The organism is Pseudomonas sp. BJP69 (assembly GCF_007633355.1).
Classification (GTDB): Bacteria; Pseudomonadota; Gammaproteobacteria; order Pseudomonadales; family Pseudomonadaceae; genus Aquipseudomonas; species Aquipseudomonas juntendi.
Map to the genome: position 1 here is coordinate 5,004,194 of NZ_CP041933.1, position 22,532 is coordinate 5,026,725.

The 22,532-nt window shown below is 63.8% G+C and carries 14 protein-coding genes; 5 read left to right on the forward strand and 9 right to left on the reverse strand.

What is annotated here, in order from left to right; translation table 11 throughout:
• Positions 1-26: 26 nt before the first annotated feature.
• A complete protein-coding gene (gene msbA / locus FPB55_RS23435) occupies positions 27-1,835 on the reverse strand; it encodes a lipid A export permease/ATP-binding protein MsbA (protein ID WP_009681345.1) in 1,809 nt (602 codons plus the stop codon).
• A gap of 214 nt (positions 1,836-2,049) precedes the next feature.
• Here msbA and FPB55_RS23440 point away from each other — a divergent pair, with 214 nt between their 5' ends.
• Positions 2,050-2,655, forward strand: coding sequence for a toluene tolerance protein (locus tag FPB55_RS23440; RefSeq protein WP_144189426.1), 606 nt, complete (start codon positions 2,050-2,052; stop codon positions 2,653-2,655).
• Between the two features lie 85 nt (positions 2,656-2,740).
• Here FPB55_RS23440 and FPB55_RS23445 read toward each other — a convergent pair whose 3' ends face one another.
• The 8 genes from FPB55_RS23445 to putP all read right to left on the reverse strand — a co-directional run bounded on the left by FPB55_RS23445 (position 2,741) and on the right by putP (position 12,462).
• Complete coding sequence (locus tag FPB55_RS23445) at positions 2,741-3,514, reverse strand: hypothetical protein (RefSeq protein ID WP_054881222.1); 774 nt, start codon at positions 3,512-3,514, stop codon at positions 2,741-2,743.
• 65 nt (positions 3,515-3,579) lie between these two features.
• Positions 3,580-4,536, reverse strand: coding sequence for a glycosyltransferase (locus tag FPB55_RS23450; RefSeq protein WP_029887216.1), 957 nt, complete (start codon positions 4,534-4,536; stop codon positions 3,580-3,582).
• 37 nt (positions 4,537-4,573) lie between these two features.
• Positions 4,574-5,977, reverse strand: a complete 1,404-nt coding sequence (locus tag FPB55_RS23455; protein WP_144189427.1) for a PIG-L family deacetylase — start codon at positions 5,975-5,977, stop codon at positions 4,574-4,576.
• Entirely contained in the window at positions 5,974-6,870 is an 897-nt protein-coding gene (locus tag FPB55_RS23460) for an antimicrobial resistance protein Mig-14 (protein ID WP_009681351.1), read from the reverse strand. Before FPB55_RS23460 ends, FPB55_RS23455 begins: the two co-directional genes overlap by 4 nt.
• Positions 6,870-8,000, reverse strand: a complete 1,131-nt coding sequence (locus tag FPB55_RS23465; RefSeq protein WP_144189428.1) for a glycosyltransferase — start codon at positions 7,998-8,000, stop codon at positions 6,870-6,872. The genes FPB55_RS23460 and FPB55_RS23465 overlap by 1 nt, the downstream gene beginning before the upstream one ends.
• Positions 7,984-9,741, reverse strand: coding sequence for a carbamoyltransferase (locus FPB55_RS23470; protein WP_144189430.1), 1,758 nt, complete (start codon positions 9,739-9,741; stop codon positions 7,984-7,986). Before FPB55_RS23470 ends, FPB55_RS23465 begins: the two co-directional genes overlap by 17 nt.
• A gap of 237 nt (positions 9,742-9,978) precedes the next feature.
• A complete protein-coding gene (gene rlmJ / locus FPB55_RS23475) occupies positions 9,979-10,815 on the reverse strand; it encodes a 23S rRNA (adenine(2030)-N(6))-methyltransferase RlmJ (RefSeq protein ID WP_054914014.1) in 837 nt (278 codons plus the stop codon).
• Positions 10,816-10,983: 168 nt separating this feature from the next.
• A complete protein-coding gene (putP, locus tag FPB55_RS23480) occupies positions 10,984-12,462 on the reverse strand; it encodes a sodium/proline symporter PutP (protein WP_009681355.1) in 1,479 nt (492 codons plus the stop codon).
• Between the two features lie 357 nt (positions 12,463-12,819).
• Between putP and putA the strand changes: the two genes are divergently transcribed.
• From putA to FPB55_RS23500, 4 genes are all read left to right on the forward strand, one after another.
• Positions 12,820-16,773: a trifunctional transcriptional regulator/proline dehydrogenase/L-glutamate gamma-semialdehyde dehydrogenase gene (putA, locus tag FPB55_RS23485; RefSeq protein ID WP_115294906.1), complete on the forward strand. Its 3,954-nt coding sequence runs from the start codon at positions 12,820-12,822 to the stop codon at positions 16,771-16,773.
• A 1,083-nt stretch (positions 16,774-17,856) separates the two neighbouring features.
• Entirely contained in the window at positions 17,857-19,659 is a 1,803-nt protein-coding gene (locus tag FPB55_RS23490) for an acyl-CoA dehydrogenase (RefSeq protein WP_144189432.1), read from the forward strand.
• Between the two features lie 31 nt (positions 19,660-19,690).
• Positions 19,691-21,136: a TldD/PmbA family protein gene (locus tag FPB55_RS23495; RefSeq protein ID WP_144189434.1), complete on the forward strand. Its 1,446-nt coding sequence runs from the start codon at positions 19,691-19,693 to the stop codon at positions 21,134-21,136.
• On the forward strand, positions 21,133-22,452 hold the full coding sequence (locus FPB55_RS23500) for a TldD/PmbA family protein (protein ID WP_009681362.1): 1,320 nt from the start codon (positions 21,133-21,135) through the stop codon (positions 22,450-22,452). Before FPB55_RS23495 ends, FPB55_RS23500 begins: the two co-directional genes overlap by 4 nt.
• Positions 22,453-22,532: the final 80 nt, after the last annotated feature.

The following is a 22,532-nucleotide window of genomic DNA, read 5'->3' on the forward strand; positions in this document are numbered from 1 at the left end:
CCATGACGGCCCCGATCAAGGAGGGTTCAGGTGATGTCGGCCTTGGCCGGCTCATCCAGGCCCATGGCATGCAGGCGGGCATAATGGCCATTTGCCGCAAGCAACTCGGCATGGGTACCGCGCTCTACCAACCGGCCCTGATCCATGACCAGGATCTGGTCGGCCTTCTCGATGGTGGACAGGCGATGGGCGATGACCAGCGTGGTCCGCCCCTGCATCACGTGGTCCAGCGCCGCCTGGATATGCCGCTCGGACTCGGTGTCCAGGGCAGAGGTGGCCTCGTCGAGAATCAGCAGTGGGGCGTTTTTCAGCAGTGCACGGGCAATTGCCAGGCGCTGGCGCTGACCGCCGGATAGCAGCACGCCGTTTTCACCGACTTCGGTATCGAAGCCCTTCGGCAGACGGTCGACGAACTCCTTGGCGTAGGCATCGGCCGCAGCGGCTTCGATGTCTGCGCGCGGGGCGCCGGCCAGGTCGCCGTAGGCGATGTTGTTGGCCACGGTGTCGTTGAACAGGGTGACATGCTGGGTCACTTGCGACACATGGCGGCGCAGGTTGCGCAGGCGGTAGTTCTCGATCTCCACGCCATCGAGCAGAATCTGCCCTTTGCTGTGGTGATAGAAGCGCGGGATCAGCGCAGCCAGCGTCGACTTGCCACTGCCCGAGCGGCCAACCAGGGCGATCATTTGCCCGGGCTCGGCAGTGAAGCTGATGTCGCTCAGCACCTCGCGGTCGGTACCGGGGTAGGTAAAGCTGAGGTTGCGCACTTCCAGGTGCCCTTCCACGCGCTCCTTCTCGACCGTGCCGGTGTCCAACTCAGGGGCTTCGTCCAGTTGCTCGAAGATGCTTTCGGCACCTGCAAGGCCCTTCTGGATGGTCGAGCTGACTTCCGACAACTGGCGAATCGGCTTGGGCAACAGGCCGGCAGCGGTGATGTAGGCGACCAGGTCGCCGGCGGTGGACTCGCCCCGCAGGAACAGCACCAGGAACATCAACGCGGCCATGGCGGTGTAGATCACCAGCTGCAACACCGGCGTGTACAGCGAACCGGTCTTGGTCATGCGCAGCTGCTTGTCGGTGTTGCTCAGGCTGGCCTTGCCGAAACGCTGTTCCTCATAGGCCTCGCCACCGAAGCTGCGGACCACGCGATAGCCCTGGATGGTTTCAGAGGCAACGTGGGTGACGTCGCCCATGGCTACCTGGATCTTCTTGCTCTGCTTGCGGAATTTCTTGCTGGCCACGCTGACCATTACCGCGATGACCGGCAGGATGGCGACCATCACCAGGGTCAGGTGCCAGTTCATCCACAGCAGGTAGGCGAACAGGAACACCACGGTCAGGCCTTCGCGGATCACTACCTTGATGGCATCGGTGGCAGCACCGGTGACCATGGTCACGTTGAAGGTGATGCGTGAAATCAGGTGCCCGGAGTTGTGGTTGTCGAAGTAGCGGTTAGGCAACACCAGCAGTTTGTTGAACAACTCCACCCGCAAGTCGTGCACCAGGCACAGGGAGACCTTGGCCAGGAAGTAGTTACCAAGGAACGAGCCCAGGCCTTGCCAGGCGGCGATCAGGATGATCAGCAGCGGCACGGCCTGAAGCAATTGCAGGTCGCGCAGGTACGGCACGTTGGGGAACAACACCGCTTCGGGGTTGCTCAACCCATCGACGAAATATTTGAGGATGCCGGCCAGCATCGGCTGGGTCGAGGCGAAGATCACGAAACCGATGATGCTCAGCAGGAAAATGCCGACGTAGGGTTTCACATAGCCCAGCAGCCGGAAGTAGATCTTCAGGCTGGATGTGTGCTCCGCCGGTCGCGGTGTTTCGGCCATTATCAAGCTCGCTGTTCAGGTTGAACCGGAAATTTTACCACAGGCGTCATTTTCGGCACGCCCCCATGGCAGCATCATCGCAAGCCCGAGCTACAGGGCTGTGTGGGCGAACCCGTTCCTACCCGATGAATCGAAGACACCATGCATGGTGCTACCGCATTATTTTCGGCATTATTGCCGGTCATTTTGCTCGCCAGACGACAAGGCCCTATTCATGCAATGCTCGCGGCTCAACCAGGTCGACTTCGACCAGCTGACACACGGCGCCCAGGTGCTTGAGGCAGACAGCCATGGCGCCAAAGTCTACCTGCTCGCAGATGGTAATTTCCTCAAGGTTTTTCGTAGAAAACGTCTGATTTCATCTGCACTGCTGCGCCCGTACTCGCAGCGCTTCGTCGACAACGCTGCGCGCCTGGCACAACTGGGCATTCCCACCCTCGAGGTGATCAGCCAACACAAGCTCGACATGCCAGGCCGCACCGCGGTGCTGTATCGCCCTCTGCCGGGGCGCACCTTGCTGCAAATGTCTCGGGATGAAAGTTTCAGCTGGGATATCTACCTGCCGCGCCTGATCGAACTGATCCGCCAGCTGCACCGCAGCGGTGTGTATTTCCGCTCGCTGCACCTGGGCAACGTGGTGGTAACCCCTGACCAGCGCCTGGGCCTGATCGACGTAGCCGACATGCGCTTCCTGCGGCCGCCGCTGTCAGCGCGCATGATCCGGCGCAATGTGCAGCACATGGTGCGTTACATAGAGCGGGAAAACCTCGGCGAGCGCTTCCCCCTCGCTGCATTCGAGGGCGCCCTGCTCGCGCGTTGAGGTCAGCCGAGACATCGCTCGGCCAGCATCAATTGACGTTGTCGGGGGGGGCTTGCTGCGGGCAATCGCGGGCATGACTGCGTTGTTACTGTACAAAAACGGTAATACCTGCGCCGATCAAGGCCCCGGCCACCAGCGTCAATGCCAGCTTCATCCGGTCACGCTGACGGCGCTTGGCCTTGCGCTCCACTTCAATGGGTACGGTCACGTGATTACCGAACCCAGTGTGCAATACCGCATCACCTTCAAGCGTGACCGCTGTCAGGTTGAGCTCGGCATAACGCCGGGACAGCGCCTTTTCTCCAGCATAGGCGGCAAATGGCGCACAGCGCTGGTAATCGCTCAACCGCCGCAGGCCGGGGTTCAACGAAAACGCCTGCCATTCGGCCTTGTCCGACAACAGGGGGTAGCACGGCACGCCGGCGATCACCTGCCGATCCCCGAGGTGAATGTACGGGCTGTGCACGGCCAGGTCGTGGGCGTGGCTGCGCAGCCACACCTGCAGCAGGTCGGGGCTGGCAGCCAGAATGGCGTGCGAGTCCTCGACGAAGCCTTGGCGATAGAAGTGCCAATCGTCCTCGCAATGGAAGATGTAGGGCGTCTTGACGTGGCTGTAGGCCAGGTCGATAGACGCCAGCTGGCCTAGCTTGGGGCGGTTGACGAACACCTTGCAGTGCGGTTTCCAGTGCTCTGGCACAGCGTCATGCACGGCATCGTCACCTGAATCTTCGGTGATGAATACCTCGCGTATGGGCGCCGTGTTGTAGCGATCGAAACTCTCAAGGGTGTCTTTGAGCAGGTCGAACCGCCCACAACTGGTCACGACAAGCGTGACATCACTCTCATTTGAAAAGCGCACCGGACTCCCCCCGCGTTGCGACTGTCGGCTTTCAACGCCCGTTCCTGGGCGCCAAAGCTCTTATGTTAGAAGCCCAGCTTCAGGCGCAGCCGCTGCCATGCAGACAATGGCGGGCGGGGCCTGAGCGCTGGGCGCATGTGCTCGACGATGCTACGGCCTACAGCGCCGAAGCTGAAACGGGAAACCGCCAGATGGCGGCCATTTTCGGCAATCTGCCGCGCCAGCTCAGGCTCGGCACGCAAGCGTCGCAGCTTGGCCTGAAGGGTCGGGATGGTGTCATACAACACCACGTTGTGCATGTCCTGTAGACCCAACGCACGGTTTTCCTGCTCGCCCTGGTCATAGGCCAGCAGTACACAGCCGCAGGCCATGGCCTCGAAGTTCTTGATCATGTATTCGCCCATGCCGACATCGGCGCTGACGAAAAACCGGATTCGGTTGAGCGTGTTGCAATAGTCTTCGCCCGACTTGGTGCGGGTTACCAGCAGGTCCTCGACCTGCCCCAACTCGTCCAGCAGCGCCTTGCGGCCGCTGTAGGCCACGCTGTTGACACTGCCGACGAAGGCCAGTTCGATATCGCGCTCGCGCCCTTGGTCAGCCAGCAACTGCTCGTCATAACCCTTGGGCACGAATACCGCATCGAAGCCTTCCTGGCGCAGGCGCTCGCTGACCATGTAGCCAGAGCTGATCACACGCGCCCAGGGCAGTTGCCGGTAGTGGGCGCTGAACTTGCCGGTGTACTTGCACGGGATGTAGTTCTGGTAGGCGTCGTGCTCGAGTATGACCAGGTTCGGCACGGTACGAATGAACGCGACCTGGCGGATTTCCTGCTTGAAGCGCAGAAAGAAAACAATGCGGTCATAGCGCTCGACCTGCACGTGGCGCTTGAAGTAGCGGCGCAGGTTGCGTTGGTCTTCGCTGGTCAACCAGCGCAGGTCGCATTCGCAGTTGGCCGCGACGCCGTCGTACAGGCGATCCAGGATCGCGCGCTGTTCCTTCTGTACCAGAAATAGGACTTTCATCATGTTCCTTGGGCGCTCTGCGCCAACGCGGTCAGTTTTACAGCTCACGCCGCCAGAACAGCTCATGCCGGCGCACCGCCTTGCGGAAGAACTCGTTCTCCCCGTAAGGCGACGGGCGGCGACCGGCCAGCCACCGCTGCAGCAAGCGGCGCAGGCGACGCTTGAAGGGGGCTGGCGGTTGCAGGTCGTGCATCATGCCCAGCGCCATTGCCTTGTCACGCTGGCTGGCCAGGTCCAGTACCAGGCTGCAGGGGGCCCAGGCCTGATCCGCGCTCAACTGCGGCGGCAACGCCACGCCGTCACCGCTATCGCCCATTGGCCAGCGATCGTTGTCATGCAGGTGGTTGGCGTAGCACAGCAGGGTCTGTGGCTTCCAGGCCAGCCCCTGCAAGGCTTCGAGCACCGCGGCCTGGGCGCAGACGTGATCGGGGTGCGGGTCCAGCTGGGGGTGCGGCAGCACCAGCACTTCGGGCCTGGCCAACTCGAGCACAGCCCGCAAGTCGGCCAACAGGTTGTGCCAGGTAGGGGCACCGTCCTGGTCGGCGGGCAGCGGGAACGGGTTGAACTGGCGGAACGGGCGGATATCGGCCATGTCGGCTTCACGAGACGCCGCAGGCCGATCGGGCGCCGCCTGCATGGCAGGCAATTGCAGGCAGAAGTAGCCCAACTGCACACAACGAGACTCCGCCACCCCGGCCCAGCGCGGCACGGTAATGCTGTCCCAGGCGCGCAGGCGACCTTTCAGGCGAGCGGCTTCAGCCTTGCCCAGGCCCATCTGCCGATAATGCTCGGCCTCGATTTCACCGGCGGTCAGCGTGACCACCCAGGCTTCCTGCGCTTGGCTGTACAGCCCGTAGGCAGCCAACTCGGCGTCATCGGCATGGGGTGCAATCACCATTACCCGCCGCCGTTGCAGTTCGACCGCCGGGGTTATCCACAAGCGCGGCTGGCCCAGCAGCCGGCAATGCCGGCCACGCAAGCGCAGTGTGCCGGCCTGCAGGGGCGCGGCCAGGCCGGTGAGGTTGAGATAACGCAAGCCGGCGACACCGCGCTCGAAGGTTTGCTGGTCGGCCTGCTCGCCCGCCAGCAGTTCGACCCGCGGATCGAGAAAACGCCCCAGCCAACTGCTTTTTATGTGCAGTTCGAGCACCAGGGTTTCCCCGCCCTGCAGCACGCAGTCGGCCTTGAGCAGACCGGCCTGCAAGCGCGCGGCCACGGGCCGGGTGTGCTCCCCGAAGTCGTAGGCGTAATCTTCGCCCGGGGTGTAGAACAGATGGTCGGCAAACCACGCCTCATGCGCAGCCCACAGCAGCGGCAACAGCAAAAGCGGCAGCCACCACCAGGTGGCCAGGCCCAAGGCGACCAGCCCGGCCAGCCCTGCCAGCAGCGCCAGGCGTTTGTTGCGCCGGTGGCGCTTGAGCAACTGCTGCTTGCGACTCATGCCTGGTACACCGGCACGGGGTTGCACCAACGCTCCTTGTACTCGCGGTCGGCACGACCGAACGAGAACCGCAGCGGCTTGTTGCGCGCTCGGGCGTCGTCCCAGGCCGCCTGGGTGTTGAGGAAGCTCAACACGCTACCTGGGCTGAAGGCCTTGGTTTCGGGGTCGACACCGCCGTTGATGTACTCCACGCTGACCCACTGCGGTGCCTCGACGCGGTACACCAGCTGGATCGCAATCGGCTTGCCGTCCAGCAGCAGTACCGAGCCGATCAGCAGCTCACGCAGACGCTCCAGTACATCGGCCATGCGCTCTGCACCGGTGGCCGGGAAGCCCCAGCGGCGCTGGAACAGGTCGCAGTACATGCTGGCGATTTCCTGTGCGCTGAACGCGCTGATCGGGCGCACCACCCCGCCCGCCTCTTCCAGCAGGCGCAGCTCGCGGCGCTGGTTGTAGCGGAACTTCTTCGACAGGTCTTCGTGCGCGCGGGCCATGGCCAGCTGTTCCTTCTGCACCTTGAGCCCGCTGAAGCGGCCCTGGTTCAGTTCGGACAGGTAGCGCACGCTGTGACGCAGCGGTGCGCCGGCATCGGGTGCGGCCGGCAGGATGATTTCGGCGTTGCCGAGGTCGAACAGGGCTTTCTTGCCGGCGCGTTTGAGCACGTCCTTGGACAGGGCCAGGTGGCGCCCCCAGGTCGCAATGGCGGCTTTCAGCTCGCCATTCTGGTGCCAGCCAAGGTAGCGCACGGGTATCTGCGCCAGGTCAGCCAGTTGCTCGACCACCAGCGGGTGAGTCGCGACGCTGCCGCCAAAGCGGGCCCACGCCTGGGCATAGGCGTGGGCGTCGATCACTTGCCAGCCGCGTTCGCGCCAAGCCTGAATACGATTGAGCATCACCCCTGCCCCACCAGCGCACGCACCTGCGGCAGTTGCCAGAAAGCCTCGCGCACGGCCTGGTCGGAAAAGCGCTCACGCAGGCGTTGCAGCATGTGTTCGGCACAGGCCTGATGCTGCTGCCCGTCGAGCACGGCCATATGTTCCAGGCCCTGGGCCAACTGCCCGGGGTCGCCCAGCGGGAACAGCACGCCAACGCCCTCGACCACCTCGCGGGCACCGCCACAGGCGGTGGCCAACACGGGCACCCCGGCTACCATGGCCTCGAGCAGGACCATGCCGAACGGCTCATGGTCGGAGCTCAGGGCGAACACGTCGAAAGCCCGGAAGTAACGGCGCGCGTCCGGCACCTGGCCAAGGAAGTCGACCTGCCCGGCAATACCCAGTTCGCCAGCCAGGGCCTTGAGCTTGCCTTCCAGACGCCCCTTGCCAAGGATCGCCAGCCGGGCGCCGGCCGGCAGCCCGGGCAGTGCCTGGGCAAAACCGCGCAACAGCGTGGCCTGGTCCTTGTCCGGGTGCAGCCGGCCGACATTGCCGACGATCCATGCCTGCGCATCCAGGCCCAGCGCCTGCCGCGCCTCGGCGCGCGGCACCTGGGCCGCCTGCAGGGCCTCGATGTCGATACGATTGTACAGCGTCTGGATGCGTTCGGCCGGCCACTGCGGCAAGCAACGGCGCATGTCGTCGCGTACGGCATCCGACACCCCGAGCAGGCTCAGGCGTTTGCCGAACAGGTTGGCGAAAATGCGCCGCCCCTTGCGCTGGTAGTCACCAAAGGCATGGTGCACGCCGATCACCGGCAGGCCAGTAGCCAGCAACGCCACATAGATCGGCTTGAAGCGGTGGGCGATGCAGAACGCAAAATTGCGCTCGGCCGCAATCCGCCGCAGGGCGCGGATCGCGCCCAGCTTGAGACCACGCACGGCCTTGGAGCTGAAGCCCAGGAACAGCACCTCGTCCGAGGCGCAACCCGCCGCCACTTGCGGGTCGGCGGCACCCGTGAGGAACACCGTGGTCACCCGGTAGCCACGCCCCTGGAACAGGCTGGCGTACTGACGGGCACAGTCCAGAAACGGCCCGTCATAGCCATGGCAGAACTGCAGGATGCGCGGTTCAGAGCGGCTGGTCATAGGCGGCAGCGCCGTCCTTCACAACCAGGATGTCTTCCATGATCAGGTATTGCAGGTCCGAGCCGAAGAACATGTTCAGGGCGTCGGTCGGCGAGCAGATCATCGGCTCGCCACGGCGGTTCAGCGAGGTGTTCAGCGACACGCCGTTGCCGGTCAGGTCTTCGAGCGCCTTCATCATGTCGTAGTAGCGCGGGTTGTACTCGCGCTTGAGCACCTGGGCACGCGAGGTACCGTCCTCGTGAACCACCTCCGGCACACGGGTTTTCCACTCTTCAGCCACTTCGAAGGTGAAGGTCATGAACGGCGCCGGGTGATCGACCTTGATCATCTGCGGGGCGACAGTGTCGAGCATCGACGGGCAGAAAGGTCTCCAGCGCTCGCGGAACTTGATCTGCTCGTTGATACGGTTGGCGACGCCCGGCACGCTCGGGCAACCGATGATCGAACGCCCGCCCAAGGCGCGCGGGCCAAACTCCATGCGGCCCTGGAACCAGGCCACCGGGTTGCCATCGACCATGATCTTGGCGATACGCTGCGGCATGTCGTCGAGCTTGCGCCACGTCGGTGCATTCGGGTGCCGAGCGCAGGCAGCGATCACGTCCTCGTTGGAATAGGACGGGCCGAGGTAGACGTGCTCCATCTTCTCGACCGGTACGCCACGGGCGTGGGACACGTAGGCCGCAGCGCCAACCGCAGTACCGGCGTCGCCGGAAGCCGGCTGCACGAACAGCTCTTTGACATCCGGGCGGGCGATGATCTTCTGGTTGAGCTTGACGTTCAGCGCGCAGCCGCCGGCAAACGCCAGCTTGCCGGTTTCGCGCAGGGTGTCGCCCAGGTAGTGGTCGATCATCTGCAGGGCGATCTTCTCGAACAACGCCTGCATGCTGGCCGCGTAATGGATGTACGGCTCGTCGGCGATATCGCCTTCGCGCTTGGGCCCCAGCCACTCGATCAGCTTGGGCGAGAAGTAGAAGCCCTTGCCCTTTTCTTTATGGCGGCGCAGGCCGATGACGTTGGCGTATTCGGTGTTGATCACCAGTTCACCGTTCTCGAAGCTGGCCAGGCGCGAGAAGTCGTATTTGCTGGCATCGCCATACGGCGCCATGCCCATGACCTTGAACTCGCCATCGAGCATCTCGAAACCAAGGAACTCGGTAATGGCACCGTACAGGCCACCCAGCGAGTCCGGGTCGAAGAATTCCTTGATCTTGTGGATCTTGCCGTTTTCGCCGTAGCCAAAGAAGGTGGTGGCGTACTCGCCTTTACCGTCGATGCCGAGGATGGCCGTTTTTTCCTTGAAGCCCGAGCAGTGATAGGCGCTGGAAGCATGGGCCAGGTGGTGCTCGACCGGCTCGATCTTGATCTTTTTCGGGTCGAAGCCCAGTTGCTCCAGGCACCAGACGATCTTCTTGCGGTAGCGCTTGTAGCGGCGGTTGCCCATCAGGATTGCATCGAGGGCGCGATCCGGGGCGTACCAGTAGCGCTTGGCGTAGTGCCAGCGCGCCTTGCCGAACAGGCTGATGGGCGCGAACGGGATGGCAACCACGTCGACGTCGGATGGCTTGATGCCTGCCTGCTCCAGGCAGAACTTCGCCGACTCGTAGGGCATGCGGTTCTTCGCATGCTTGTCACGCACGAAGCGCTCTTCTTCGGCGGCGGCAATCAGCTTGCCATCAATGTACAGGGCCGCGGAAGGGTCATGGCTAAGGGCGCCGGACAGGCCAAGAATCGTCAATGCCAAGGGATCAGCCTCTTCATTCGGTAGAGATGCGCCAGCGGCCGCTTGGGCGGGTGGCGACTAAAAGGCGGGATTATAACGCAAAGATCACGAACTGCGCGGTCGTTGTAGGAGCGGCCTTGTGTCGCGAAAGGGGCGCGAAGCGGCCCCAGTTTCTCAGCTTCGCGGCAGAAATTGCCGGGGCCGCTTTGCGGCCCTATCGCGACACAAGGCCGCTCCTACAAGGGATCGAGGTGCAGCCTACTCGGCGATCAGCCAGTCCATGCGGTAGCTGCCGGCAGTCTGCGCCAGCTCCTTGGCCAGCCACGGCAGCAACTCCTTGAGCTCGTCTTCCAGCCCCCATGGCGGGTTGGCGATGGCCAGGCCAGAACCATTGAGCCCCTGGGGACTGTCCTGATGGTGCACATACAGCTCCACCCGCAGCAGCTTGGGTGCGCCGGTGCTGGTCAGGTCCTGGTAATAGCGTGTCAACGAACGCTGGTCCTTGATCGGGTACCAGATGGCTGCAACCGTCTGGCGCATGCGCCCAATGGCCTCTTTCATGGCCGTGGTGCAGCGCTTGAGCTCATCGGCCTGCTCGAACGGCGGGTCGATCAGCATGATCGCGCGCTTTTCCTGCACAGGCAGCAAGGCCCGCGGCACGTGCCAGCCTTCGCCCAGGTGCACGGTAACGCGCGGGTCTTTCTTCATGTTCTCCTTGAGCAACGGCCCGTCTTCCGGGTGCTTCTCATTGAGCAGGGCACGGTCCTGCTGGCGCATCAAACGCCGGGCCAGCTCAGGCGAACCAGGGTAGTAGCGCAGCTCGCCGTCGGCGTTCAAACGCTTGATGACGCGCAGGTAGTCAGCGGCCATGGCCGGCAGGTCATCGCGGTTCCACAGGCGGGCCACACCTTGCTGATACTCGCCGGTGCGGCTTGCCTGGTCGCCCTGCAGGTCGTACAGGCCAAGCCCTGCGTGGGTATCGATGTAGGCGAACGGCTGCTCCTTGCGCGACATCAGGGCGATGAGGCGGGTCAGCACGATGTGTTTGAGGACGTCGGCGTGGTTGCCGGCGTGGAAGGCGTGACGATAGTTCATGGCAACTCCTGCGAAGGCGGCAAGTTTACCTTGCCTTGCAGGCGGCGTCAGGCCTGGCCGTCGATCGGCGGCGGCTTCTTCGCGGGCATGCCCGCTCCCACACGGATCGCACTGGTTTCAGGTTCCGTGCAAACCCTGTGGAAGCAGGCGCCGCCGGCTCAGCGGGTATTACTTGTCAGCGTGGTACGCCGCATCAGCCGTCTCGAAGCGCTGCACCATCGCCTGCGAAGGGCTGCCCAGCTTGCTCACCACGAAGATGGCAATGCTCGCCAGCAGGAAGCCCGGGATGATTTCGTACAGGCCCCAGACATCGATCTGCTTCCACAGGATCACGGTCAGTGCACCGACCACGATACCGGCCAGCGCGCCGTTACGGGTCATGCCTTTCCACAGGACCGAAATCAGCACCACCGGGCCGAAGGCTGCACCGAAGCCCGCCCAGGCATAGGCCACCAGGCCCAGCACACGGTTTTCCGGGTTGGCCGCCATGGCGATGGCGATCAGGGCCACCGCCAGCACCATCAGGCGGCCGACCCACACCAGCTCACGCTGCGACGCATGCTTGCGCAGGAAGGCTTTGTAGAAGTCTTCGGTCAGGGCACTGGAGCAGACCAGCAACTGGCAGCTCAGGGTGCTCATCACCGCCGCCAGAATGGCCGACAGCAATACGCCGGCAATCCAGGGGTTGAACAGAATCTTCGCCAGCTCGATGAACACGCGCTCGTGGTTTTCGGTAACCGGGCCAGCCAGATCAGGGTTGGCCGAGAAATAGGCGATGCCGAAGAAGCCCACGGCGCAGGTACCGGCCAGGCACAGGATCATCCAGGCCATGGAGATGCGGCGGGCGTTGGCAATCGACTTCACAGAGTCGGCCGCCATGAAGCGCGCCAGGATGTGTGGTTGGCCGAAATAGCCCAGGCCCCAACCCATCAGCGAGATGATACCGATGAAGGTTGCGCCTTTGAACATGTCGAAGTTGGCCGGGTTGACCGCCTCGATGGCCGCGAAGGTAGTGTCGAAGCCACCTGTGGAGATCAGCACGATCACCGGCGTGAGGATCAACGCGAAGATCATCAGCGACGCCTGCACCGTGTCGGTCCAGCTCACCGCCAGGAAGCCACCCACGAAGGTGTAGGCGATGGTAGCGGCAGCGCCAGCCCACAAGGCGGTTTCGTAGGGCATGCCGAAGGTGCTTTCGAACAGACGGGCACCGGCAACGATGCCGGAAGCGCAGTAGATGGTGAAGAACACCAGGATGACGATGGCGGAAATGATGCGCAGCAAGCCGCTATTGTCGTCGAAACGGCTGGAGAAATAGTCCGGCAGGGTCAACGCGTCACCGTTGTGCTCGGTTTGCACGCGCAGGCGACCGGCCACGAACAGCCAGTTCAGGTAGGCACCCACGGTCAGGCCGATGGCGATCCAGGCCTCGGACAGGCCAGCGAAGTAGATGGCGCCCGGCAGGCCCATCAGCAGCCAGCCACTCATGTCGGAAGCACCGGCAGACAGTGCGGTTACCACGCTGCCCAGGCTGCGCCCGCCCAGAATGTAGTCGGAAAGGTTGTTGGTGGAGCGATAGGCGGCGAAGCCGATCAGCACCATTGCCGCGATGTAGATCACGAAGGTGATCGTTAGTGGGTTGCCCATGTGTGTGCCCTGGCGTTTGTTTTTATCTCATGCACAACCGCAGCGTTTGCGGTTGCACCCAGGCGGCGAATGCTATGCAACAACGCAAACTGGGTGCAACCATTTTTCATTTGCAAGTTGCACCTGCCCGCGCATTTTCCGACGAAGCCGATTTTTTGCCCCTTTTTGGAGCGAAGAGGTCGTTTTCGCGATTTAACCGCGCCAAAAACGACCCCTCGCCCTGTACGGAAATCACTGTCGGACGAGTTGCACCTTTTCCTCGAAAAATTCGGGTTGCACCTGGTTGCACCCGAATTGTCCTACAGCTAATCTTGGCGCCAGCTTAGGCCACAGCCGTGGCAATAACGAGGATAAGAAATGGCGACGACCACCCTTGGGGTCAAACTCGATGACCCTACCCGTGAGCGACTCAAGGCAGCAGCGCAGTCGATAGACCGCACGCCGCACTGGTTGATCAAGCAGGCGATCTTCAATTACCTGGAGAAGCTCGAGGGTGGCGCGACCCTGAACGACCTCAACGGCCATGCCGGCAGCCTGGCCGATGACGCCGGCGAGGTCCAGCCTGACCATGGTCACCAGTGCTTCCTGGAATTCGCCGAGAGCATCCTGCCCCAGTCGGTACTGCGCTCGGCCATTACCGCCGCATACCGCCGCCCCGAGCAGGAAGTGGTACCGATGTTGCTGGAACAGGCGCGCCTCAGCGCACCGCTGGCCGAGGCGACCAACAAGCTGGCCGCCGGCATTGCCGAGAAACTGCGCAACCAGAAAAGCGCCGGCGGCCGGGCGGGCATCGTTCAGGGCCTGCTGCAGGAGTTCTCGCTGTCTTCGCAGGAAGGCGTGGCCCTGATGTGCCTGGCCGAAGCCCTGCTGCGCATCCCCGACAAGGGCACCCGTGACGCACTGATCCGCGACAAGATCAGCAACGGCAACTGGCAGCCGCACCTGGGCAACAGCCCGTCGCTGTTCGTCAACGCCGCCACCTGGGGCCTGCTGCTGACCGGCAAGCTGGTCAGCACGCACAACGAAGCCGGCCTCACCTCCTCGCTCACCCGCATCATCGGCAAGAGCGGCGAGCCGATGATCCGCAAGGGTGTCGACATGGCCATGCGCCTGATGGGCGAGCAGTTCGTCACGGGCGAAACCATTGCCGAAGCCCTGGCCAATGCCAGCCGTTTCGAGGCCAAGGGCTTCCGTTATTCCTACGACATGCTCGGCGAGGCCGCCCTCACCGAGCACGACGCGCAGAAATACCTGGCGTCCTACGAGCAGGCCATCCACTCGATCGGCAAGGCTTCGCATGGCCGCGGCATCTATGAAGGCCCAGGCATCTCGATCAAGCTGTCGGCGCTGCACCCGCGCTACAGCCGGGCCCAGTACGAGCGGGTGATGGAAGAGCTGTACCCGCGCCTGCTGTCGCTGACCTTGCTGGCCAAGCAATACGACATCGGCCTGAACATCGACGCCGAGGAGGCCGACCGCCTGGAGCTGTCGCTGGACCTGCTCGAGCGCCTGTGCTTCGAGCCGGCGCTGGCTGGCTGGAACGGCATCGGCTTCGTCATCCAGGCCTACCAGAAGCGCTGCCCGTACGTGATCGACTACGTTATCGACCTGGCCAAGCGCAGCCGCCACCGCCTGATGATCCGCCTGGTCAAAGGTGCCTACTGGGACAGCGAGATCAAGCGCGCCCAGGTCGAGGGGCTGGAGGGCTACCCGGTATACACGCGCAAGGTGTACACCGACGTGTCCTACGTGGCCTGCGCACGCAAGCTGCTGGCCGTACCCGAGGCCATCTACCCGCAATTCGCCACCCACAACGCCCACACCCTGTCGGCCATCTACCATATTGCCGGGCAGAACTATTACCCGGGCCAGTACGAGTTCCAGTGCCTGCACGGCATGGGCGAGCCCCTGTACGAGCAGGTGGTCGGCAAGCTGGCCGATGGCAAGCTGAACCGCCCATGCCGCGTCTATGCTCCGGTGGGCACCCACGAAACGTTGCTGGCCTACCTGGTGCGTCGCCTGCTGGAAAACGGCGCCAACACCTCGTTCGTCAACCGCATTGCCGACCACTCGATCTCGATCCAGGAACTGGTCGCCGACCCGGTCGCCAGCATCGAACGCATGGGCACCCAGGAGGGCAGCATCGGCCTGCCGCACCCGCGCATCCCATTGCCGCGTGACCTGTATGGCAGCGAACGGGCCAACTCGGCCGGTATCGACATGGCCAACGAGCACCGCCTGGCTTCGCTGTCCTGCGCCATGCTGGCCACCGCTCACAATGACTGGAAAGCCGCCCCGCTGCTGGCCTGCCCCGCCAGTGAAGCGGCTGCGGTAGCGGTGCTGAACCCGGCAGACCACCGCGATGTGGTAGGCCATGTGCAGGAAGCCACGGTCGCCGACGTGGACAATGCCATCCAGTGCGCCATCAACGCGGCGCCGATCTGGCAGGCCACCCCGCCGGCAGAGCGCGCCGCGATTCTGGAGCGTACCGCCGACCTGATGGAGGCAGAAATCCAGCCGTTGATGGGGCTGCTGATTCGCGAAGCCGGCAAGACCTTTGCCAACGCCATCGCCGAAGTGCGCGAGGCGGTGGACTTCCTGCGCTACTACGCGGTGCAGGCCCGCAACGACTTCAGCAATGACGCGCACCGCCCGCTGGGGCCGGTGGTCTGCATCAGCCCATGGAACTTCCCGCTGGCGATTTTCACCGGCCAGGTGGCCGCAGCCCTGGCTGCCGGCAACCCGGTACTGGCCAAGCCTGCCGAACAGACCCCACTGATCGCCGCGCAGGCCGTGCGCCTGTTACTGGAAGCCGGCATTCCGGAAGGTGTACTGCAGTTGCTGCCAGGGCGCGGTGAAACCGTGGGTGCCGGCCTGGTTGGTGACGAGCGGGTCAAAGGCGTGATGTTCACTGGTTCCACCGAAGTCGCGCGCCTGCTGCAGCGCAACGTCGCCGGCCGCCTGGACAACCAGGGGCGGCCGATCCCGCTGATCGCCGAAACCGGTGGCCAGAACGCCATGATCGTCGACTCTTCTGCGCTCACCGAGCAAGTGGTGATCGACGTGGTATCGTCGGCTTTCGACAGTGCCGGCCAGCGTTGCTCGGCCCTGCGTGTGCTGTGCCTGCAGGAAGACTCCGCCGACCGCGTGATCGAAATGCTCAAGGGGGCCATGGCTGAAAGCCGCCTGGGCTGCCCGGACCGCCTGGCAGTGGACATTGGCCCGGTGATCGACGCCGAAGCCAAGGCCGGTATCGAGAAGCACATCCAGGGCATGCGTGAAAAAGGCCGCTCGGTCTACCAGGTCGCGATCGCCGATGCTGCCGAGATCAAGCGCGGCACCTTCGTCATGCCAACCCTGATCGAGCTGGACAGCTTCGACGAGCTGAAGCGTGAAATCTTCGGCCCAGTGCTGCACGTGGTGCGCTACAACCGCCGCAACCTCGACCAGTTGATCGAGCAGATCAACAACTCCGGCTATGGCCTGACCCTCGGCGTGCACACACGCATCGACGAGACCATCGCCAAGGTGGTGGAAACCGCCAACGCCGGCAACATGTACGTCAACCGCAACATCGTTGGCGCCGTGGTAGGCGTGCAGCCCTTCGGTGGTGAAGGCCTGTCTGGTACCGGCCCGAAAGCCGGCGGCCCGCTGTACCTGTATCGCCTGCTGTCGACCCGCCCGGCCGACGCGATTGGCCGCCACTTCCAGCAACAGGATGGCGAAGGCAAGCCGGACCGTACCCTGCATGAGCAACTGGTGAAGCCGCTGCACGGTTTGAAGGCCTGGGCCGAGAGCAATCAGCTGGCCGACCTGGCCGCGCTGTGCGACCAGTTCGCTGGCCAGTCGCAGAGCGGCATCGCCCGCCTGCTGCCAGGCCCGACCGGTGAGCGCAACAGCTACACCATCCTGCCGCGCGAGCATGTGCTGTGCCTGGCGGATAATGAAACCGACCTGCTGGCGCAGCTCGCCGCGGTGCTGGCTGTTGGCAGCTCGGCGGTGTGGGCTGACAGCGAACCGGGCAAGGCCTTGCGCGCGCGCCTGCCGCGTGAGTTGCAGGCCAAGGTGAAGCTGGTGGCGGACTGGAACAAGGATGAAGTGGCGTTCGACGCCGTGATCCACCATGGCGACTCGGACCAGCTGCGTGGCGTTTGCCAGCAGGTGGCCAAGCGTGGCGGGGCGATCGTGGGTGTGCACGGGTTGTCCAGCGGGGATCATCAGATTGCGCTGGAGCGGCTGGTGATTGAGCGCGCGGTTAGTGTGAATACTGCGGCGGCCGGTGGTAACGCCAGCTTGATGACGATTGGCTGAGGCTGAGGGTTGTTGAGGGAAAGGGAGAGCTTTGGCTCTCCTTTTTTTATGGGTGTCCGCCTTGAGATTGGGGGCGGGCTGACAGGTGACCGACACAACATTTTCAGCGCCTGTGAGATCGAGCGCCGCCCGCGCGGCGCATCGCGAGCTGGCGCTCGCTCCTACGTTTGTTTCGGGCCAGTGAGGCCTGTGACAGGCGTGCGCGACCGCCTTGTTCATACGACACAATATCAAGCCATGCGCCAAAGCGTTCGCGCGCAAATCCCACAGGAATGATTGGCCCGAAACAAACGTAGGAACATTTTCAGCGCCTGTGAGACCGAGCGCCGCCCGCGCGGCGCATCGCGAGCTGGCGCTCGCTCCTACGTTTGTTTCGGGCCAGTGAGGCCTGTGACAGGCGTGCGCGACCGCCTTGTTCATACGACACAATATCAAGCCATGCGCCAAAGCGTTCGCGCACAAATCCCACAGGAATGATTGGCCCGAAACAAACGTAGGAGCGAGCGCCAGCTCGCGATGCGCCGCGCGGGCGGCGCTCGGTCTTACAGGCGCCGAAGCTGCTGCGGCGAACAAAGCGGGCATCCGTGACCGAGCAGGTGCCACACTATCTTTCCAAGATGCGCGACTCAGAGTTACGCCAAAGCCACCAGATACCTACAGCCTGGCGAAACTTCGCTCATTTTCGCTCAACGGTACCCACCGCTGACTTAAAACCCTACGGGTATTGGCGTGGTCTTTCCCGTCGCTCGCAAAAAAACGTCCCTCATCCCCTCGGGAGGTTACGAAGTTTGCGGCTAATGCCACACCAGTCCAGAGATCACTTTGGACGTAGGAAATTTCTGCGACGCACGTAGGTACCAAGACTGATAGCTGCATGCCTTTTGATCTCGTAGGTGCTGGAATGCTTGCTGCGAGAATCTGGTTCCGTTGACGCTCACTCTACCCAGCCCCTTCCCCCGTCAATCAACATCCGACGCTCCAAATACGAGGATCTGTGACTGAACATCATCTGAATCGATCATGGTAGCCAGTCTTATTCGGCCGATCCTAGACTCGCCTCAAGCCCGCTCAAGGACCGCCCCCATGCCCGAGACCCTGCTCAGCCCCCGCAACCTCGCCTTCGAACTCTACGAAGTCCTCGACGCCGAAGCCCTCACCCAGCGCCCACGCTTCGCCGAACACAGCCGCGAAACCTTCGACGCCGCGCTGACCACCGCGCGCACCATCGCCGAGAAGTTCTTCGCCCCGCACAACCGCAAAGCCGATGAAAACGAGCCGCGCTACGTCGACGGCCGCGCCGAGCTGATCCCCGAGGTGAAACCCGCCGTCGACGCGTTCCTGGAGGCCGGTTTCCTCAACGCCAACCGCGACTACGACGCAGGTGGTATGCAACTGCCCAGCCTGGTCTCGCAAGCGTGCTTCGCGCACTTCCAGGCCGCCAACGCCGGCACCACAGCCTACCCGTTCCTGACCATGGGCGCGGCCAACCTGATCGAAAGCTTCGGCACGCAGGAGCAGAAGCGCCTGTTCCTGCAGCCGATGATCGACGGGCGCTTCTTCGGCACCATGGCCCTGACCGAACCCCACGCCGGCTCGTCGCTGGCCGATATCCGCACCCGCGCTGAACCTGCCGGCGACGGCAGCTATCGGCTCAAGGGCAGCAAGATCTTCATCTCCGGCGGCGACCACGCGCTGTCGGAAAACATCGTGCACATGGTACTGGCCAAGCTGCCGGACGCCCCGCCTGGGGTGAAGGGCATCTCGCTGTTCATCGTGCCCAAGTACCACGTTAACCCCGACGGCAGCTGCGGTCCGCGCAACGATGTGCTGCTGGCCGGGCTGTTCCACAAGATGGGCTGGCGCGGCACCACCTCCACGGCGCTCAACTTCGGTGACAACGGCCAGTGCGTCGGCTATCTGGTCGGCCAGCCGCATCAAGGCCTGGCCTGCATGTTCCAGATGATGAACGAAGCGCGTATTGGCGTCGGCATGGGTGCGGTGATGCTGGGTTATGCCGGCTACCTGTATTCGCTGGAATACGCCCGCCAGCGCCCGCAGGGCCGCCTGCCGGACAACAAGGACCCGCACAGCAGCGCGGTGCCGATCATTCAGCACACCGATGTGAAACGCATGCTGCTGGCGCAGAAAGCCTACGTCGAAGGCGCCTTCGACCTTGGCCTGTACGCCGCGCGCCTGTTCGACGACACGCAGACCGGCAGTGATGAGAGCGCCCGCAACGAGGCGCAGGAACTGCTCGATCTGCTGACCCCGATCGTCAAGTCCTGGCCCTCGGCGTTCTGCCTCAAGGCCAACGAACTGGCGATCCAGATTCTCGGCGGCCACGGCTATACCCGCGAATACCCGGTGGAGCAGTACTACCGCGACAATCGCCTGAACCCGATCCACGAAGGCACCGAGGGCATCCAGTCGCTCGACCTGCTCGGCCGCAAGCTGGCGCAGAACAATGGCGCCGGCCTCAAGCAACTGCTTCGCCGAATCGCCGCCACCGGCGAGCGCGCCAGCCACCACCCCAACCTCGACCCGCTGCGCCAGCCACTGGAGCAGCTGGTCAATCGCCTGCAAGGGGTCACCCTGACCCTGCTCGGTGACCTGGCCCAGGGTAAAGTCGCCGGGGCCCTGGCCAACTCGGCCCTGTACCTGAAGGCCTTCGGCCACTGTGTAATCGGCTGGCGGTGGCTGGAACAGGCAGTCCACGCCGAACTTGGGCTGCTCAAGGCCGACGCTGGCGAGCGCGACTTTTACCTCGGCAAGCTGCAGGCCGCCCGTTATTTCCTGACCTGGGAAGTACCAGGCTGCCATAATGAGCTGGCATTGCTCGAGGCGCGCGACAACACTTGCCTCGCGATGCAGGACGAGTGGTTCTAGGGGGAGCCACCGTGTACACGGAGGCTTGCACATGTTCGATTCCAGCGCCCTGCTGCGCCAGCGCTTTGCCGCGCTGCGCAGCACGGCCGAGTTGTTTTCCCTGCGCCATGTGAAACAGTCGCACCAGGCGCTTTCGGTTCGCCGCAATGTGGCCGAGCCACCCTCGTTCAGCCAGGACGAGGGCGCGATGCTCACCGTACGGGTCAATGGCGTGGAGGCCTATGCGGCCACCGCCGATCTGTCGCAGGCCGGCCTGCAGCGCGCCCTGGAGCAGGCCGAAGCCCTGGCCCGGCAGATCGCCCGGCATAGTCTGCTGGATCTGCGCGGGCAACCCGTGCCCAGCGCCCGCCACGACCACATCTCGCCCAACTTCGACCAGCCCGTGCCCAGCCTGGCCGACTGCCTTGGCTTGCTCGCCGCGGAATCAGCCAGCGTACCCAAGGACAGCCGCCTGGTGGACTGGCAGGCCAGTCTGGGCCTGAGCCTGGTCGAGCAGACCTACCTGAACTCAGCCGGCGCCGAGCTGCGCCATGCCCAGCGCTTTCTGTTCCCGGGGCTGGGGGTAACTGCCAGCAACGGCCAGGACAGCCAGAGCCGCAGCCTGGGCCGCGACAATTTCGGCCAGCAAGGCGGTTACGAGATCGTTGAGCGTTGTGGCCTGGTGGGTGCCGCCAGTCGGGTCGCCGACGAGGCCCTGCAGTTGCTGCTGGCCCCTAATACGCCCAGTGGCCCGCGCGACCTGCTGTTGATGCCCGACCAGATGATGCTGCAGATTCACGAATCGATCGGCCACCCGCTGGAGATGGACCGCATCCTCGGTGACGAGCGTAACTACGCGGGCACCAGCTTCGTCAAAGCCAGTGACTTCGGCTGCCTGCAGTACGGTTCCAGCCTGCTGAACGTGACCTTCGACCCGACCATCGGCGAAGAACTGGCCAGCTACAGCTTCGATGATGACGGCACTCCGGCCAGCAAGCAGTTCCTGATCCGCGACGGCCTGCTGCTGCGTCCACTGGGTGGCGCTTTGTCGCAGTTCCGCTCCGGCCTGGACGGTGTGGCCAACAGCCGCGCCTGTGGCTGGAACCGTGCGCCGATCGACCGCATGGCCAACCTCAACATCGAGCCGGGCGAGCACTCCCTCGAACAACTGATCGCGGGCATCGAGCACGGCATCCTGATGCGGACCAACCGGTCCTGGTCCATCGACGACGCGCGCAACAAGTTCCAGTTCGGCTGCGAATGGGGCCAACTGATCGAGAACGGCGAGCTCAAGGGCATCGTCAAGAACCCCAACTACCGGGGCATCTCCGCACAGTTCTGGCGCAACCTGGCAGCGGTCGGCGACCGCAGCACCTTCCAGGTACTGGGCACGCCCAACTGCGGCAAGGGCGAACCCAACCAGGTGGTGCGCGTGGGCCACGCCTCGCCGGCCTGCGTGTTCCGCCAGATCGACGTATTCGGAGGCGACGCCTTATGAAACACGCTTTTGAAACCCTGGCCGGGGAGGTGCGCGCCGCCCTGGAAAGTGGCGAGCAGTTTACCCTTGGCTACAGCGCCGAGCAGTCCCAGTTCGTGCGCTTCAACCACGCCAAGGTGCGCCAGGCCGGGCATGTCAGCCAGGCCAGCGCGCAGCTGCGGCTGATCCGCGACGGTCGCCAGGCCGAACAGCAGGTGACCTTGAGTGGCGATGCGCAACTAGACCGCCAACGCTTGGCGGATGCCCTGGCGCAACTGCGCCAGACCCTGCCACTGCTGGCCGTCGACCCTTACCTGCGCCTGGACGAAAGCGCCTGGCACAGCCACAGCCAGCAACAGCAGCCACTACCTGAACTCAGCGATGTGCTGGTGTTGCTCGACCGCGAAGCGGGTGACCTGGACCTGGTCGGCATTTATGCCGCGGGCCCGGTCTGCCGGGGCTTCGCCAGCTCGTTCGGTGCCTTCGGCTGGCACCAGGCCAACAGCTTCAACTTCGACTGGAGCCTGTTCCACGAAAATGGCCAGGCGGTGAAGGCCAACTACGCCGGCCAGGTGTGGAACCCCGACGACTTCACCGCGCGCCTGCGCCAGGCGCGGGAGCAGTTGGGCTTCCTCGGGCGCCCGGCGGTCACCCTCGAACCCGGCAGCTACCGTGCCTACCTGGCCCCGGCGGCGATGGACGAAATCGCCGGCATGCTGTGCTGGGGCGGTTTTTCCGCCCAAGCGCTGGCCACCGGCAATAGCGCCTTGCAGCGCCTGTACAACGGCGATGCACGGCTGAGCCCGCTGGTGAGTTTCACCGAGCAGGTCAGCGGCTCGCTGAGCCCGGCGTTTTCCGACGAAGGCTCACCGCGCCTGGATGTGCCGCTGATCCAGCAAGGCCGGGCGGCGCAACGGCTAATCAGCGCGCGCAGCGCCGCCGAATTCAAGCTGCTGGCCAACGGCGCCGACAGTTACGAGTCGCCCTGCGCACTCAGCCTGGCACCGGGTGGCCTGCCCATGGACGAGGTCTTGCAGCGGCTGGGCACTGGGCTGTACATCAGCAACCTGTGGTACCTCAACTACTCGGACTTGCCAGCAGCGCGCATGACCGGGCTGACCCGGTTCGCCACCTTCTGGGTAGAGAACGGGCAGATCCAGGGGCCGGTGAGCACCATGCGCTTCGATGACAGCCTGTACAGTTTGCTCGGTAGCCAACTGGAGGACCTGACCCAGGAGCGCGAGATGATCCTGTCGACCAGCACCTATGGACAGCGCAGCACCGGGTCGAGTCATTTGCCGGGTGCGCTGGTCAAAGGCCTGACCCTGACATTGTGATTGGAGTTGCCGGCCCTTTCGCGGCTAAAGCCGCTTCTACAACGAACGCGTAACCCTTGTAGAAGCGGCTTTAGCCGCGA